At 28.0% G+C, this 16,424-nt stretch carries 15 protein-coding genes; all 15 read right to left on the bottom strand.

Annotated features, from left to right (window positions below; translation table 11 throughout):
- Positions 1 to 13: 13 nt before the first annotated feature.
- Entirely contained in the window at positions 14 to 2,281 is a 2,268-nt protein-coding gene (locus tag ACRC28_RS07495) for a bifunctional glycosyltransferase/CDP-glycerol:glycerophosphate glycerophosphotransferase (RefSeq protein WP_438542831.1), read from the bottom strand.
- A 149-nt stretch (positions 2,282 to 2,430) separates the two neighbouring features.
- Positions 2,431 to 3,561 carry a glycosyltransferase family 2 protein gene (locus ACRC28_RS07490; protein ID WP_438542830.1) on the bottom strand — a complete coding sequence of 377 codons (1,131 nt, stop codon included), beginning with the start codon at positions 3,559 to 3,561 and terminating at the stop codon, positions 2,431 to 2,433.
- Positions 3,562 to 3,610: 49 nt separating this feature from the next.
- On the bottom strand, positions 3,611 to 4,087 hold the full coding sequence (locus ACRC28_RS07485) for a threonine/serine exporter family protein (RefSeq protein WP_438542829.1): 477 nt from the start codon (positions 4,085 to 4,087) through the stop codon (positions 3,611 to 3,613).
- On the bottom strand, positions 4,087 to 4,857 hold the full coding sequence (locus tag ACRC28_RS07480) for a threonine/serine ThrE exporter family protein (RefSeq protein ID WP_438542828.1): 771 nt from the start codon (positions 4,855 to 4,857) through the stop codon (positions 4,087 to 4,089). Before ACRC28_RS07480 ends, ACRC28_RS07485 begins: the two co-directional genes overlap by 1 nt.
- A 787-nt stretch (positions 4,858 to 5,644) precedes the next feature.
- The gene (locus tag ACRC28_RS07475) at positions 5,645 to 6,295 is read right to left on the bottom strand and encodes a hypothetical protein (protein ID WP_438542827.1); all 651 of its coding nucleotides are present in this window, start codon (positions 6,293 to 6,295) and stop codon (positions 5,645 to 5,647) included.
- 61 nt (positions 6,296 to 6,356) lie between these two features.
- Positions 6,357 to 7,097 (bottom strand): hypothetical protein, encoded by a 741-nt coding sequence (locus tag ACRC28_RS07470; protein WP_438542826.1) that lies wholly within the window; start codon positions 7,095 to 7,097, stop codon positions 6,357 to 6,359.
- 2 nt (positions 7,098 to 7,099) lie between these two features.
- Entirely contained in the window at positions 7,100 to 7,630 is a 531-nt protein-coding gene (locus ACRC28_RS07465; protein ID WP_438542825.1) for a hypothetical protein, read from the bottom strand.
- A gap of 10 nt (positions 7,631 to 7,640) precedes the next feature.
- A complete protein-coding gene (locus ACRC28_RS07460) occupies positions 7,641 to 9,311 on the bottom strand; it encodes a hypothetical protein (protein ID WP_438542824.1) in 1,671 nt (556 codons plus the stop codon).
- Between the two features lie 161 nt (positions 9,312 to 9,472).
- Entirely contained in the window at positions 9,473 to 10,564 is a 1,092-nt protein-coding gene (locus ACRC28_RS07455) for an immunoglobulin-like domain-containing protein (RefSeq protein ID WP_438542823.1), read from the bottom strand.
- Between the two features lie 173 nt (positions 10,565 to 10,737).
- Positions 10,738 to 11,796: a UDP-glucose 4-epimerase GalE gene (gene galE, locus ACRC28_RS07450; protein ID WP_438542822.1), complete on the bottom strand. Its 1,059-nt coding sequence runs from the start codon at positions 11,794 to 11,796 to the stop codon at positions 10,738 to 10,740.
- Positions 11,797 to 11,956: 160 nt separating this feature from the next.
- Complete coding sequence (locus ACRC28_RS07445) at positions 11,957 to 12,904, bottom strand: LCP family protein (RefSeq protein ID WP_438542821.1); 948 nt, start codon at positions 12,902 to 12,904, stop codon at positions 11,957 to 11,959.
- A gap of 135 nt (positions 12,905 to 13,039) precedes the next feature.
- Positions 13,040 to 13,909, bottom strand: coding sequence for a UTP--glucose-1-phosphate uridylyltransferase GalU (galU, locus tag ACRC28_RS07440; RefSeq protein ID WP_438542820.1), 870 nt, complete (start codon positions 13,907 to 13,909; stop codon positions 13,040 to 13,042).
- Between the two features lie 229 nt (positions 13,910 to 14,138).
- Positions 14,139 to 14,708 carry a Uma2 family endonuclease gene (locus ACRC28_RS07435; RefSeq protein WP_438542819.1) on the bottom strand — a complete coding sequence of 190 codons (570 nt, stop codon included), beginning with the start codon at positions 14,706 to 14,708 and terminating at the stop codon, positions 14,139 to 14,141.
- Between the two features lie 77 nt (positions 14,709 to 14,785).
- Entirely contained in the window at positions 14,786 to 15,829 is a 1,044-nt protein-coding gene (locus tag ACRC28_RS07430) for a DNA-processing protein DprA (protein ID WP_438542818.1), read from the bottom strand.
- Between the two features lie 380 nt (positions 15,830 to 16,209).
- Positions 16,210 to 16,407 carry a hypothetical protein gene (locus ACRC28_RS07425; protein WP_438542817.1) on the bottom strand — a complete coding sequence of 66 codons (198 nt, stop codon included), beginning with the start codon at positions 16,405 to 16,407 and terminating at the stop codon, positions 16,210 to 16,212.
- Positions 16,408 to 16,424 lie beyond the last annotated feature (17 nt).

The raw sequence follows: 16,424 nt of genomic DNA, 5'->3' as shown, positions 1-16,424 counted from the left end.
TTTCCTCCATTGTTTAACAAAACAGATTTTCCACAAGCCTTTTAGAAGCTTGTCCGTCATAGTGGTCAAAAAATTTATTTTTAAATTCTTTAACCTTCTGCATATCAAAGTCACTATTATTAATTATTTCTACTATTTCTTCATTAGTTTTAGCTATATTTCCCGGTACAAAGGAGTCATATTCATAATAAAAATCTCTTTCCTTTAAATAATCATCTTTATCGTAGGCAAACATAATAATTTTTTTATCTAATAATGCTCCTTCAAATACAACTGATGAATAATCTGTTATAACAATTTCTGAAACAGCGATTAAATCATTTATATCATTTTCACTATCTATATTTAAGACTCTCTTTTTTAATTCTTTTGGAATTATAACATCCTTTAATCCATTTTTTACACTAGGGTGTAATTTTAAAACTAAAACATAATCTTCATCTATATTTTTAAGAAGCTTAGTTGGATTAAGCTCTAACTTAAAATTTTGCCTCTCTTTTGGACCCCCCCTAAATGTTGGTGCATAAAGAATAATTTTTTTATTTTTTATTTCTGGATATTCATTTTGAAGATTTCTTCTAATAAATTTTCTATACTCTTCGTCAAGCATAATATCTGTTCTTGGAACACCTAGTGGTAAAACATTTTCTTCTTTAATATTAAAGGCTTCAGCATATTCTTTTACTATGTTTTTTGAGCTTGTAACAACCTTTGTATAAGCTGAATGAGCATTTAACTCAAACTCTTTAGTATTACTATCAGCTTTTCCAATTGCACTAAACCCAAACTTTTTAAAAGCTCCACAGGCATGCCATACTTGTATTACTTCTGCCTCCTTTTTAAATTTCAGCCCATATATTTGTCTATAATAATCGTCTAATACAATATATTTTGCTCTTGCAAAATTTCTATACATTCTTAAGCTCTCTATAAAACCTCTCTCATTATTTAAATAAAGCTTTATATTGTAACTATCTTTTTTCACAAGTTCCTTATTTATATATAGTAAATTTCCTGATAACTCTTCACTTTTATTTGTTGCAAGAATAACTAAATCCTTCTTTATAGGCAATATTTTAGCTAAGTTAAACATATACTTTGAATTTTTCACTAAAAGACTTTCTAGCTTCTTTGGAATTTTTTTAAGCTTTCTTTTTACTAGATACAAAAATAAATATTTTTTATTTCTATGTCTTACTGTTTTTCTTATATATCTATATAAATCACTATAATTAACTTTCAAATAATTTTTACTATTTGCATCAAATTTTTTATAAATCTCTACTAATAAATTCACATACTCATCTCTAGCTTTACTGTTCATAAACAAATATTTATCAACAATCCCTTGTGTTATAATCCACCTTAACTTAGCTGAATTATTAACTATACTTTGGTCTAATTCTTTTATTAATATAATCATATTTTCTAAAGCTTTAACTTTAATTTCTTCACTTCCATGAACAATAGCTTTTTTTAAAGGTGGCCATATATCAACTAATATTAGTCTTTCAAAATATTCTTCCTTTAACTTTTCTCTTGTAAATTTATTTGTGCAATATTTATCTATATTCCCTCTGGTAATTTCCCAAGATTTCTTTACCTGTTCTAGAACTTCTGCACTTTTACTTTGAATTTGATTTGTTAAAGAAGCTTCTCCATCTTCTGGTCTCATTCTATAGTAATATCCTACATTCTTAGTTGCATAAATTTTATTTGCCTTTAAAAAAGCTTCTATTACAAAGGCTTGGTCTTCTGCATATTTAATTTCTTGTGGAAAAGCCATATCTTTTATAATATCGGTTTTAAATAGCTTATTACATGGCCCAAGGGTCCATAATAAATCGTAGCTTTCCCTAATATCCTTTTCTCCCTCATTTAAAAAATGATTTTCCATAGGCCATTTATTTTTACCATCATATTTATAAGTTCCACAAACAACTACTTCTGCACATTTTTCCACAGCTAGGTTATACCTCATTTCTAATGAATCTATTGGTATAATATCATCAGAATCCATAAATGCTATATATTCACCCTTAGCTTCTAATATGCCTCTGTTTCTAGCTTTACTTGGTCCACCATTTTTTTGTTCTACTAATTTGAAATTTTCTAACTGACTTATATATTCTTCAATTATTTTTTTACTATTATCTGTTGAACCATCGTCTACTAAAATTACTTCAAAATCTCTTAAAGTCTGATTAAATAATGAATCTAAAGTTTCCTTTATATAAGCTTGAACATTATATACAGGTATAATAACGCTTATTTTCCTCATATTTTTTCTTCTACCCCTTTAATCATATAAGTTTTAATTTAACCTTTTCTTTTAGAATTATATCATACTTGAAAATTTTATTCATTTTTTATTTAAACTTTAGCCTTTTTATTAATTTAAAAGTCATAAATAAAGCACTTAGAATTTTTCTAAGTGCTTTTCCTGTCTTTAAATAATCTTTTTATTTTTTCTTTAATTAAATATCTAAATAATATTTGCTTTTTCTCCTTATAAAAAAAGTTAATTATAATTTCTAAATAGCTTTTAGCCTCTAAATTATCCTCATAGATTTTTTCTATTTTTACTTTAATTTCTTTTTTAAAGTCATCATTACTTTGTAAATATAAAAAATAATTCTCATAAAGATTTTTAGCTATAAATATCTTTATTTTATATGAAGCCCCTATTATTTTTTTATCTAATAAAGTTAGCATATTTAAAATTTCTAAAGTCATTTCTTTTTTTATATTCTTCTCTTTAATACTTCTATATGATGGCCAAATATCAACATCTATTACTCTTTCTAAATAATTTATCTTCAACAGTTTATTTTCTTTTTTCATTTCTATTTTATCTAAAGTATTAAATACATTTTTCAAGCTTTTTATAGAATTTCTTAATATCTCTACTTCTCTTCCTTTATAAAAAGTTAATGAACCTTCTCTCTCTCTATATTTATACACCAATTTATTTAATGTATATATTTTTTTTGCCTTTACTAAAGCTTCTAACACAAAAGCCACATCCTCAGCATATTTCAATTCTTCATTAAAAAACATGCCTTTTAAAAGACTTGCCCTATATATCTTATTGCAAGGTCCTAAATTCCTTAAAAGCTTAAAATCTTTTAAAATATCCTTTTCCCCATCTTCAAAATAATGCTTCTCCATACGCCACTCTTTTTCTTTATTAAATCTATTAGTTCCACCTATAACAACATCACTATTAGACTCTTCTATAGCCTCATATCTTAACATTAAAGAATCTTTAGGTAGTATATCATCTGAATCCATAAATACTATATATTCTCCACTAGCTTTTTCAAGCCCTAAGTTTCTTGCTTTACTTGGTCCACTATTACTTTGTGTATATACTTTTATTCTTTCATCTCTTTTTTCTAATTCATTTAAAATATTCAAGCTTTCATCACTTGAACCATCATCTATACATATAACTTCAAATTCCTGAAAGCTATTATTCATTATTGAATTTATAGCCTCACTTAAATAATCCTCACTATTATATACAGGAATAATTATACTAATTTTTTTTTCTCTCATATCTTCTCTCCTTCAGTATTTCCATAAAATACTTTCATTCAAATAATAATCATAAATTAAGATTATTTTTCATAGCCTCAATTCTTTTTATTTTTTTATATAAAATTTTATTTAAATGATAAAATATTAATGATGCAATTATAACCCCAATTGCTATACCTGCTGCTGTTTGTAAAGTACTTATTCCATAGGAATGAAACTCCTCTTTATTTCCTGTAAGTAATCCTGTCATTGTATAAAACAAGCCTCCTCCTGGAACTAATGGTATAATTCCTGGAAGTAAAAATACGGTTGCTGGTGCCTTTAGCTTTCTTGCTAAAATCTCTGAGTAAACTGTTATCACAGCTGATGCAATTGCTGTTGATAATAAAATATCTTTAATTATTCCATTTGCTATAACATATGTTGTAATTGTAAAGGTTCCTCCAATTGTTGCTGCTACAAGCTTATCCTTTTTCACATTATAAATTAATGCATACCCTAAAGCTCCTAGTGCACATGATGCTATTTCAATTATATAGTTCATTATCTTATTGCACCTCCTAAATACAAAGCTAAAGCAAAACCACTTGTAATTCCAAGGGTTATAAGCATTGTTTCTACTAACCTAAATGTTCCAGCTAAGATATCACCACTTAACATATCTCTAAAGCCTGTAACCATAGCCATTCCAGGTATTACAAGCATAACACCACCAATTATTATTTTATCAACATTTACACCAATTCCAATTTTCACAGATACTATTGCAAGACAACCTATTATAAAGGACATTATAGTTGTAGAAACTATTTGATTTGCGATAAATTTACTACCATATTTATTTATATAAAAATAAATAATTCCTATAATCCCAACTGCTATTGCATCTCTAAAACCCCCTCCAAAGTATATACAAAATCCAATCCCCCCAAGTATTCCACCAATTAAATTTTTTCTACTTTCTGATAAGTCATATATTTTAAAATTCTCTAGTTTTTCTTTTATTTCTTTTTTGTTAGGTTTAGTTTGACAAATATATCTTGATAAGCTATTAAGCTCCTCTAATTTTTCTAAATTAAAATCACTACGATAAACTCTTCTATTTTCACTAAAACTATTCCCCTCTTTATCTCTAATGGTTGCTATAATCAAACTCTTTATTGCAAAAATATCTACTGTATACTCTCCATAACTTTTACATATTCTTATTATTGTATCCTCAACACGATTTATTTCTGCATTACACTTAAGCATATTTTCACCAATATCCAATGCAAAAGTTAAAATATCCTTTATCTCCATCTTAAAATCCATTCCTTAACACAAAAAATTAACTAAAACAAACCCTTGAAATCTGTCTTAGTTATACATTTATTTCTCTTCTTTATTATATCATATCCCCCTTTCTATTTACTATGTTTACGCTACATAAAAAGATTTAAACTCCCTTAATAAACTTACCTTTTTCAAATCTAAAAAGGAGTATCCTTTTTCAGATACTCCTCCTCTAACTTCTAACCTTTATAATCAAATCCTATTGCTAAATAATCATTTACATTTCCCTGAACCTCCCACGACTAAAGCCTATGGGTTCTTGGGTAATACCCACTAATGTAAGTAAATTCACCAAGCTAACCCCATAGTCCTTAGTCGTTTTAGAGGTTGTCGTTCACTATAACTCGCTACTATTATAGCAGTTCTCTTATGAACTTCTTATGCTTTCACATAAGCACAGACTATATCTTCACCCTCACCATTATGTGCTAGGGGCTACCCACTTCCACTACCAATAGCTTGTAGTGTACTTCCCTCAAGAGGAATAGTCGTTGAAGTTTCTCCTATTCGGAGCTTACCTGCTAATTGCCCATTTTTAAAGTTACTTAGGCTTTAACCTTATAACATCTAACTAATTTTTTCTGATTTCTCAACATTCACGCTTAGACTTATTTCATTCTTACGTTGTAGTTTAGTTAGTTTTAGGGGTTTCTAGCAATTCAAGTAGTATTGGATAGAGTTAACTCTATCTCTATATACAGATTTCTCTATATACTGACTTTTTGCCTACTAACTCATCACTAAAGTAACGAGTTTGCGTAGGCAGTTAATCAAAGTTTAATGGTGCTGATGTTCCATTTGCATCACTGTGGAATGTTACTTTAAAATCAATCTTATCACCTTTATTAAAGTTAGTTCCTGCAGTTGATTTTGATAGCTTAACACTTGCAACTTGAATACCATTAATTATCAAATCATCTCCTAAGGGTACTACAACTGCTGCTGAAGCTACTTCACCTTCAGTTAATGCATTTATTACTAAATTATATGGTTGATCACTTGTATGATTATGGTTTGGCGCTACCATTGAAACAGTTGTTTCAGTTGTTTCTGCAATAGCTCCAAGACTTCCATCAACTGTTGCAGTATTATAAATCCTTTCAAAAGGAGAAGCTATAACCCCATCAATTCCTCCTAAAACTAAGATATCTCCTACTGCAACTGCATTAGTTCCATTTTTTACAAAAGTTATCTTAAATAATCCATCAAAAGTTGCCGGTGCCTCTGCTCCACCTTGAAAATCTAGAGCACTTATCTCTACTGTTTTTAAAGTTTCTCCATCTATTTTTTGTAACGTAAATATTTCTTTTGCTGGTTTTGCAGTATTTGTTAAAGCTAAGCTAGTTTTATCATTTTTAGTTAATTCAATTGAAATAGTACCATTTGTATAAGAATATCCTTTTACTTTAATTAACATAATATTTCACTCCTTATCTCTCGTTAAATCTTAACTTTATAATATATATTATGTTAACCTTCTAAATTTGTGACTCCTTTATTTCATATTCTTTTTTCTCATATATCTTTAAAGATATATCTCTTAAATCAGAGAAATTTTCTAAATTCTCTATTATTCCTACTCCACTTACAAACTTAACATCATAAACAAATTCAATATTATTTATAGCTACTCCACTCTCTTCAATTAACTTTACATTTTCAAAACTTCCTATTAGCTTTTCTACATTTCCATTGTTTAAATTTTTTATTATAGGCAAATTTTTGGTATTAAAAAACTCAATTTCAAGGTTCTTTTCATTATTAAAATTAATTTCATTTACACTTTCATCAACCTTTACCCTTTGTCCACCATCTAAATAGATATTTATGAAAGGTTCATTCCCTGCTTTAGATTCTAAAATTTCTATATCCTTACTTTTTATATAAAGCTTTGTTTTTGTCATACCTTTTAAAATATCAATTTTAATATTATTTAAAATATCCATATATACATCAGTTCCTGCACTATAAATCATTCTTATATCAGTAACTTCAGTATCTAAGCTTATTTTATTATCTATCAATCTAAAGCTACCATCTAATATAATATCTGTAGCTTTTTCAATATTAATATTATTGAAAAACTCCCCTCTTAATTCAATTATTCTACCACCAATATGAATTTCTCCAACTTCACTTCCCTTATTTTCTACAGTCATTTCATTTTCTGCTTTTACATTTAAATTATCTATCCTTGAGTTTTCAAGCTGAATCTTCATCCTTATCCACCTCTTTTAACTAGCTTTACCTTATAATCCCCTTCTATTAAACCCCCATTTACTGAAAATAAATAAATTATAATTTTCTTTTGAGTCTCTCTTTCATCAACTACAAAATAAGATTTTTCCATATCTATTTCTTTTAAAAGTTCAAAAACATCACCTTTAGCTAAAACGTTCCTCCCCTTAATAAAGCTTTCATCACTAAAAAAAGTTTTATAGCTTTCATCTGGCAATGGTATTCTTGTATAAATATAATTTCCATTTAATATAACACTCTTTCTGAAAATATATATAATATTTGACATTATTCCCTCTTTTTTTATATAAAAATAACAGGACTTTTCACCCCTTACAGTCAATATATATTTTTCATCTTTAAATACTAAGCTATACTCAGCCTCTTCAAGTGCTATATTTTCTACTAGACTAAAAATCCTTAAACTTTCTTTAGTAATCTCTGTAAACTCATTTAATGAAAACTCTATCTCTTCTTTTTTTATACTGTTTATACTAATTAATACTTTTCCCATAACCTTCTCCTTAAAGCTTTATCATATTTTTTATAATAGATTCTTTAAAGTTTATATTAATATTTTTATCTATTTCTATTACAAGATTTTCACACTCAAAATTATAAATATCAACATCTACATTCAAATTTCCATCATCTCTTTCTATATATATCCATTTTAACTCAGCCTCAAAAATCGTTTTATTTTCTAAGTTTCCATAATATCTATAAGAGACACTATTATCAATTTCTATAATTACAGGCTTGGTTACTCGCTTTCCTTCTAAAGTCCAATTTTCACCAAAATCATAGCTTTCTATATATATGACTTCTTCAACATTTTCCACATATTCTATAGGTGTATTAACGCCCTTTAATCCACCTATTTTTCTTTCATTTTCAATAGAATTCCCTGTTGTATAATCTGCATACACAAAGCCTTTAAACTCATTTAAAATCATTCCAGCAAAAAAGATATTAAGATTATTTTCACTACTTTCTAAGGTTCCATCTATTGTAGTTCTCGTTATATTTTGTACAATCCCCTCATAATAGAAATTTATCTTTCCATACTCTTCATTTATAAGGCTTATCCTGTCTTCTTCTTTTGCTACTGTATACTTTATATCTATTTTTTCTATCTTCCTTAATCTTTCATTAAATGAAACATTTAAAATACTATCTATATCACTATTTAACAGTGCCCTTTTTCCATAAAAAGCTTCCACCTTTATAAAATCAAAGCTTTCAATCATACTTTTATTATATCCAAGAGTAAAGAAGGACTTTATACCCTCTGTTTTTACATAGATGTCCACATCTTCAATGTCAATGCCATTAGTCTTCTCAAGCTCTAAAATCATAGGCTTACCCTTTCTTAAGAAATTTGAACTTCCTTTAGCTAAAGCCTTCTCACCTCTAACCTTTACATAAAAATCATTAGAAGAATACCTTAAAATATCTGTATCAAAATTTAAACTTAAGCTTATCTTCTCCTCAGATAACTGGACTAAACCTATATTTCTTATCCTTGGTTTAAGCTTGTTTTCTATAGAAACCATTTCCTCTTCCTTTATAAATCTTCCTAAGGCATCTATTGAACCCTTTATAACATTCTTCGTTTTTAATACTAAGCTTTCCCTTGGATTATTAGTAAACCGCTCTCTAAAGACCATTGTAAAATAATTAAAGTCATCCTTTCTTATATATGCAATCTCCCTAGCCTTTCCATCAACTTCAAAAATAAAGTCATCTTTATTCAAAGTCTTAATGAAAATATCTGATTTTAGAAGTAATCCAATACTCCATTCATCAATAAACTTAACCTCAAAATCCTTAAGCTTTATAAGAGTATAGTTAGGCTTAACATCGTAAAAATTACATAAATCATATATCTCGCCTTTACTATTAGTTACATAATTAATCTCCTTTAAAAAGAATGCTCCAAACCTTAATTTATAATTTTTCAATACGCCTTTTCCATCTTCATTGACCTTAAAAGAAACACAGTTCCTTCCATAATCTAAGCTACAAAAAAATACTTCAGTTATTATATCTGATAAAAAAACATCCCTCTCCCCGTCAACATGAAAACTGTAATTCTTTCCAAGAAAAATACTCGACTTCTCTAACTTCTCCATCTCATCTTCATATAAAATATATAAGACATCTTCATAGTAAAATATCTTTCCTTTAAACATCATCTCCCTCCTCTCTTCATTCGTTAAACTCTTGCTTACTATATATTATTTTTTTTTATGTTAATTGTTACTCACTATATCTTTCTCTAGTTTTAAAAAAAAGTAGTAAGATTTATCATCCTACCACTTTAATTTATTTTAAAATCTATTTAATTATAAAACTATTTTTTCTTTGCAATTACTATACCAGCTAAAGCTAACATTCCTGCCATTGCATATCCTGATGCAGTTTCATCACCTGTAACAGGCTTTGTTGAATTTGGCTTTGATGTTGGTTTTGTTGGTTTTGTTGGTTGTACTGGTTTTGTTGGTTGTACTGGTTTTACTGGTGGTTTCACAGTTGCTTTTTCTTCAACTACAACAGTAAATTCTTTGATTGTTTCTAAATTTTCTTTGTCAGAAACCTTTGCAATTACTTTATAAGTTCCAACTTTTGATGTATCTACAGCGCCTTCATATACAACCTTAGAAGTTAAATCACCATCTTCCTTGTCAGTTGCTTTTACGTTAAGCATAGAGTTATCAAATTTATCTCCTACTTTTAAAACTAATTTATCTCCAGCAACTCCTGTTATAACAGGTTTTCCTCTTTCTTTAACAACTACTGAAAATACTTCTTTCGTTTCATTTCCTGCACTATCCTTTACAGAAACATAAACTGATTGAACTCCTGCTTTTGATGTATCTACTTTACTATCTATAACAATATTTTTAGTTAAATCACCATCTTCTTTATCAAAAGCTTTTATTCCTAAAGTACTTACATCAAAAGCTTCATACTGCTTAATAATAGTTCCTTTTCCTTCTATAACCGGTGCTTGATCAACCTTTTTATCCTCTTCTAAAACAGTTATAGTTGCTTGACCTTCAGCAACTAAAACGCCTTTACTATTTATTGCTTGAATAACCACATTATAAACTCCGGCCTTTTCAATAATAGCAGTATCTTTATTAACTACATCAAATATAGGATTTTCAGTATCATCCCACGCACCATATACAATTTTATATTTTGTAACTCTGTCATTTACATTAATTGCTTCAGCATTAAGTAAATTTAAATTTAAAACCTCTCCAACCTTTTGAGTAGAGTTAGTATATGTTAACTTAACAACTTCCTCTTTTTCCTCTTTTTCTTGTTCAACTGCTGGTACATCCCCTACATTTTCTGTTGCATTTGCTACTAAACCAGTTGATAAATTTACAGCTAATCCTAAAGCAACAATCATACCTAATAATTTTCTTTTTCTCATTAAATTATCCCCCTTGAAATTTTATCTCCCTTCCAAATATTACCATATATAAATTTTATTTTCAAGTAAGTTATTTAAATTTATACTTTAATAGATCTAAATAAAAAAATCCAAGGAAAGTAACTTCATATTTAAAGCACTCTACTTGGATTTTCATTTACTTTTAATAATATTTAGATTTTCTGTGTCGTTTCAATTTCTTTAAAATCAATTTCTTCAATCAAAGCTTTTAGCCCTTCACATTGCCATCTCCAGAAATCTTCACACATATCCTCAATTCCAAATTTAGCTTCCCACTTTAAATCTTCTTTTGCTAGTTTTGGATCTGCATAACATGTTCCTATATCCCCAGCTCTTCTTTCTTTAATTTTATATTTTATTTCTCTATTTGAAGCTTTTTCAAAGGCTTTAACTATTTCTAAAACTGAATATCCAACACCTGTTCCTAAATTATATATTTTAAGACCACAGTTTTCATTTATTTTATTTATAGCTTGTACATGTCCTTTAGCTAAATCTACCACATGAATGTAATCTCTAACTCCAGTTCCATCCTTTGTATCATAATCATCACCAAATACATTTAAATATTGAAGTTCACCAAATGCAACCTTTGAAACATATGGCATAAGATTATTAGGAATTCCATTTGGCATTTCTCCTATAAGACCACTTTTATGTGCTCCAACTGGATTAAAATATCTTAATAAAACTATATTCCAAGAATCATCACTCTTATATACATCCATAAGAATATCTTCCATCATACTTTTAGTTTTACCATATGGATTTGTTGCAGGAAGTCTTTCTGATTTTTCAGATATAGGCATTTCCTTAGCCTCTCCATAAACAGTTGCTGATGAACTAAAAATAATATTCTTTACGTTAAACCTCTTCATTACATTAAGTAAATTTAAAGTTCCACTAATATTATTCTTATAATATTCTAGTGGCTTTTGAACAGATTCACCAACAGCCTTAAGCGCTGCAAAATGAATAACTGAATGAATGTCCTCATTCTCAAAAATCTCTTCAAGTATATTAGAATCTAAAATATCACCATAATAAAACTTAGGTTCAATACCTGTGATTTCTTCAACCCTTTTCTTTATTCTTTCATCGCTATTACACAAATTATCTAAAATAATAACGTTATAACCCTTTTCTAAAAGTTCAACATTAGTATGGCTACCAATGTACCCCATACCACCAGTAACTAAAATATTTTTCATATTCAATTCTCCCCTTATTACCCTTTTTACTCTAATATTATACCACATTTATTCATTTAATTAACTATTTAGACATATTTTGAAAGAGCACTAACTAGAAGTTAGCGCTCACTGTAATTTTGTATTCTTAAATTAAGCCTTATTTTTTATCAATTATTCTTTAATTAAATATCCATTCATGCATCTTTTTTATTGTAGTATCTTTATTAAATGATAAATAATATACTCCATCTATCATTTCGCCCTTACAATCTTCATCCTTTGGAAATCTTGATTCTTGTAAGTTTCCTCCTATTTTCACAATATCTAAGCCTATATCCATCACTTCTTTTGACTCTAAATTTGTTTTTACTAATGGTAATATTTTATCTAAAAACTTTGGATATTCTGTTGGTGATATTTTTTGTACTTTTTCAAATATCTTTCCTAAAATTTCTCTATGTCTTTCTGTCCTTTTGTAATCTCCACCACTTGTATATCTTATTCTACAGTATGCCATTGCTTCAGTTCCACTTACTAGTGTCTTTCCAGGCTTTGTTATTTCTCTATTTTCTGTTTTATTTAATTTATTTAAATCACTTATATATGAATTTATATATTTCAATTCTTCTTCATCTATTTCTAACTCAATTCCACCAATCGTATCTATTATTTCTGGTAATGATGCGAAATCTACTGCTATGAACTCTTTTATATTTAAATTAAAACTTTCGTTTAAAGTTCTTATTGCCATTTCTGGTCCACCAAATGCATATGCATGATTTATTTTGTCCTTTATTCCTTTTCCTGCTATTGTTACATAACTATCTCTCATTATTGAACTTACTTTTAAAGTTTTCTTTTCTCTATTTATAGTTAATATCATTATAGAGTCTGATCTACCTTTCATTCCATCAACATTATCTATTCCAAATAAAGCTATATTTTGAATGTTTCCATACTTTGCAGTTAATTCTTTATCTATCCCAAGCTCTTCTACATTAATATCAACTTTTTCAACTTTATCAAGCTTATTTTTAACATAATAGTATCCTCCACCAAAAAGCATTCCTATTATGGCTATAATCCCTAAAACTCCTGATATTAAAATCTTTTTCTTTTTACCCATTCTCTTTTCTCCTTTATATACACTCTTTCATATCTGTCATTTTTCTATAACTTTTTCTGTAGTTAACCCATATAAAAAGGAGTACTATTTTTATCAATACTCCTATTATTACTATCTTTTGATTTATTATTTTTTTTATATATCTAACGCTTTTAAATACGTTTTAAAACCTTCTTTTAAATCTTCACGTCTAAGTGCATACTCTATAGTTGCTTCTAGGAAACCTTGCTTGTCTCCAACATCATATCTTCTTCCTTGGAAGTTATATGCATACATAGCTTCTTCACTTATTAATGTAAGTAATGCATCTGTTAATTGGATTTCTCCACCTTTACCAGGCTTTGTATCTTTTAAAATATCAAATATTCTTGGAGTTACTATATATCTCCCTAAAATAGCAACATTTGAAGGAGCTTCATCTACATTTGGTTTTTCAACTAAACCTTTAACTTTCATTACTCTATCTTCAATTTCAATTCCATCAACAATTCCATACTTATTAACATTTTTAGCATCTACAGTTTGTACCCCTAAAACACTTGTTTTATACTCATCATAACATTCTATAAGTTGCTTTAAACAAGGCTTTTCATCATTATAAACAATATCATCACCTAAAAGTATTGCAAAAGGCTCATCACCCACAAAAGTTCTTGCACAATTTATAGCATGTCCAAGCCCCTTAGGCTCCTTTTGTCTAATGTAATGAATATCAACCATATTAGAAATTCCATTAACAATCTCAAGAAGTTCATCCTTGCCACCCTTTGCAAGTTCTAACTCAAGTTCAACACTTCTATCAAAGTGATCTTCAATACACTTTTTGCTTCTTCCTGTAATAATAAGAATCTCTTCAATTCCAGATGCAATAGCCTCCTCAATAATATATTGAATAGTAGGCTTATCCACTATAGGAAGCATCTCCTTAGGCTGTGCCTTAGTTGCAGGTAAAAATCTTGTACCCAATCCTGCTGCTGGTATAATTGCTTTTCTTACTTTTCTCATATTCCCATCCCTTTTTATACAATTTTCTTATATCCACTCTATATTTCTACAAAATAATATTTTCACAAATCATTATAACATATCATTAATTTTTTGTAACCAAATTATGAATTCAACTCTTATAATATCTATATTAAACTTAAATCTTAGTAAAATACTATATCACTTTACCGTGTAAAAAGAGCACCGACATCTCTGTCCATGCTCCTTACATATCTACACTTATTTTTTATTCTAAGTCTTCAAAAATTATTTTCAACTTTTCTTTAAAATCTGAGAAAACTATACTTTTATAAGTATCATTTATATTATAGCTTTCATTTAAATAGTAACACTCTGCCTCTTCATTCAACTTATACTGATGAATATATCCTTCCTGATATACTAAGTTATATTCTTCAACTCCCGCTCTTGCATAAAGATCCATTTTCTTTACTGTATCTAATCTAGCATTTGATTTTGAAACTACTTCAAATATTAATTTAGGTATAGTAAGAAACGACTGTCCTTTTTTAGAAAATTCCCCCTCTTCATTTTTACAAACAACGAATATATCTGGTTTTACTCTATCTTCGCCAAGTATAACTTCTATTTGTTCCATATACACATTACAAGGTTTTCCTCTTAAATAACTTCTAAGTTCTCCTTGTATATTTCCTATTATTGTATTATGATTCATTGATGAAAATGATTTTGCATAAATATATCCATCTATAAATTCTAATATTTCTTTGCTTTCTTTTTCTAATTGCTCAAATTCTTCAAGCGTAAACCTTGGATTCAATCTTTTTATCGCCATTTTATCCTCCTTTTTATATCGTCCTTTTCTATCTATCTCTATTATATACATTTCCTATTTTTCAAAGCAATCTTATTCTAATAATACTCTCCATTTTTACATTTAATTAAGCCCTCTAGTTCTAGGTTAAATAATTTATCTACAATAATTTCTTTTTTTAATCTTAGTATTATTTCTAACTGATCTATAGATTTTGGTTTTTCTTTTATTAACCTTATTATTTTCTTTTCAACCTCTTCTTTTACCTTTTCCTCTTTTTTATTTTTTCTTCTCATAATGTTTCCGATAGCAACATATACTTTTGCCCCATTTCTAAGTAATATATTACTTCCTTCATTTAAGTCATTCGTAATATCACCTGGCACTGCATATACTTCTTTTCCTTTTTTTATTCCATACTTAGCTGTTATTAAAGAACCACTATTTTTATTTGCTTGTATGACTACAATTTTATTACTAAGCATTGCTATCAACTTGTTTCTCTTAAAGAAGTTTTCACGGATTGGCTTTGTTCCTATTTTAAATGGTGATATAAGTAAGCAATTTTCTCCAAGTGCATTCCTTAACCTTTTATGAATTGCAGGATAACATCCATCTATTCCAGTTCCCAATACACAAATTGAATATCCTTTGCTTCTTATAATTCCTGATTGTACATAAGCTTCAATTCCTTCTGACATTCCACTTACTATAGTCACATCATTTTCGCCTGCATTATCTCCTATTTCCAAGGCAATATTCTTTCCATACATATCTGCATTTCTGCCACCAACAACACCTATAGTATTTTTTATTTTTCTTATCCTTCCATAAGTGTATAACATAGATGGTGCATCTTCATATTTCAAAAGTTCTTTAAAATATTCTTTATCTTCACGACATAAAATCTTTATTCCCTTTGAATCACAATACTTTTTTATTTCATTTGCCTTATTTAAAGACTTATATGCAAATATTCTACTTCCAATAACTTTACCAATTCCCTCAACCTTTAGTAAATCTTCTCTCTTAGCTTCATATACCTTTTTTATACTTCCAAACTCTTTAACAAGTTTATTTATTCTCACATCTCCAACACTAGAGATTAAATTTATCCACAAATACAAAACATCAATCCCCATAACTTCTCCTTAGTTCTAGGAATATTTCAAAATTCCTAAGACTAAATACCTCCTTTCTTTACTATCATTTTAATCCTTTTGATTCAACACCTTTTACTTCATCTCTTAAATCATTTATCTTAACAGGATTTAAGAACTTTTGAATATATCACTTCCTCTATTACAATACTAGCCAAAATATTGTATTTATATACGAACAAAAGTTCTTTCATTTTATCAAATATTAAAATTATTATACAATGCACTATCTTAAAAAAAGAGCACTAACACTAACGTTAACACTCTTCACCTATCTTAAATTACTTTTTCAAATTACTTATTTTACATTTTTCTTGAATTTGCACAGTATCTGTTTTGTTTACTTTAGATCCCACTTGCTTTTAAAACGGCTTATATTCAAAGGTAAATGCACTGTCTGTTGTAAAAGTTAATGTATAATATCCCGCAGTACTAACTTTAAAAGTTCCTGCAAATGTTCCTGCTCCTATTTTATTTACTAACAAGTCTTGTTCTTGTTTTTCTTTAGTTCCTATATAAACGATACAATTCCCACCTTTTCTTTTTTCTTCTAAATACATATTTATCTATATTTTCC

The sequence above is a fragment of the Clostridium sp. genome (assembly GCF_051650885.1).
In the GTDB taxonomy this organism is placed as follows: domain Bacteria; phylum Bacillota; class Clostridia; order Clostridiales; family Clostridiaceae; genus Clostridium.
This window is presented reverse-complemented; position numbering and strand designations above follow the sequence as displayed.

Coding starts and splice junctions, on each gene's coding strand:
- galE (WP_438542822.1), bottom strand. CDS start 11,796: ATGAAAAATATTTTAGTTACTGGTGGTATGGGGTACATTGGTAGCCAT.
- ACRC28_RS07460 (WP_438542824.1), bottom strand. CDS start 9,311: ATGTTTAAAGGAAAGATATTTTACTATGAAGATGTCTTATATATTTTA.
- ACRC28_RS07490 (WP_438542830.1), bottom strand. CDS start 3,561: ATGAGAGAAAAAAAAATTAGTATAATTATTCCTGTATATAATAGTGAG.
- ACRC28_RS07480 (WP_438542828.1), bottom strand. CDS start 4,857: ATGGATTTTAAGATGGAGATAAAGGATATTTTAACTTTTGCATTGGAT.
- ACRC28_RS07435 (WP_438542819.1), bottom strand. CDS start 14,708: ATGGCGATAAAAAGATTGAATCCAAGGTTTACGCTTGAAGAATTTGAG.
- galU (WP_438542820.1), bottom strand. CDS start 13,909: ATGAGAAAAGTAAGAAAAGCAATTATACCAGCAGCAGGATTGGGTACA.
- ACRC28_RS07425 (WP_438542817.1), bottom strand. CDS start 16,407: ATGTATTTAGAAGAAAAAAGAAAAGGTGGGAATTGTATCGTTTATATA.
- ACRC28_RS07430 (WP_438542818.1), bottom strand. CDS start 15,829: ATGGGGATTGATGTTTTGTATTTGTGGATAAATTTAATCTCTAGTGTT.
- ACRC28_RS07445 (WP_438542821.1), bottom strand. CDS start 12,904: ATGGGTAAAAAGAAAAAGATTTTAATATCAGGAGTTTTAGGGATTATA.
- ACRC28_RS07465 (WP_438542825.1), bottom strand. CDS start 7,630: ATGGGAAAAGTATTAATTAGTATAAACAGTATAAAAAAAGAAGAGATA.
- ACRC28_RS07485 (WP_438542829.1), bottom strand. CDS start 4,087: ATGAACTATATAATTGAAATAGCATCATGTGCACTAGGAGCTTTAGGG.
- ACRC28_RS07455 (WP_438542823.1), bottom strand. CDS start 10,564: ATGAGAAAAAGAAAATTATTAGGTATGATTGTTGCTTTAGGATTAGCT.
- ACRC28_RS07475 (WP_438542827.1), bottom strand. CDS start 6,295: ATGTTAATTAAAGTAAAAGGATATTCTTATACAAATGGTACTATTTCA.
- ACRC28_RS07470 (WP_438542826.1), bottom strand. CDS start 7,097: ATGAAGATTCAGCTTGAAAACTCAAGGATAGATAATTTAAATGTAAAA.
- ACRC28_RS07495 (WP_438542831.1), bottom strand. CDS start 2,281: ATGAGGAAAATAAGCGTTATTATACCTGTATATAATGTTCAAGCTTAT.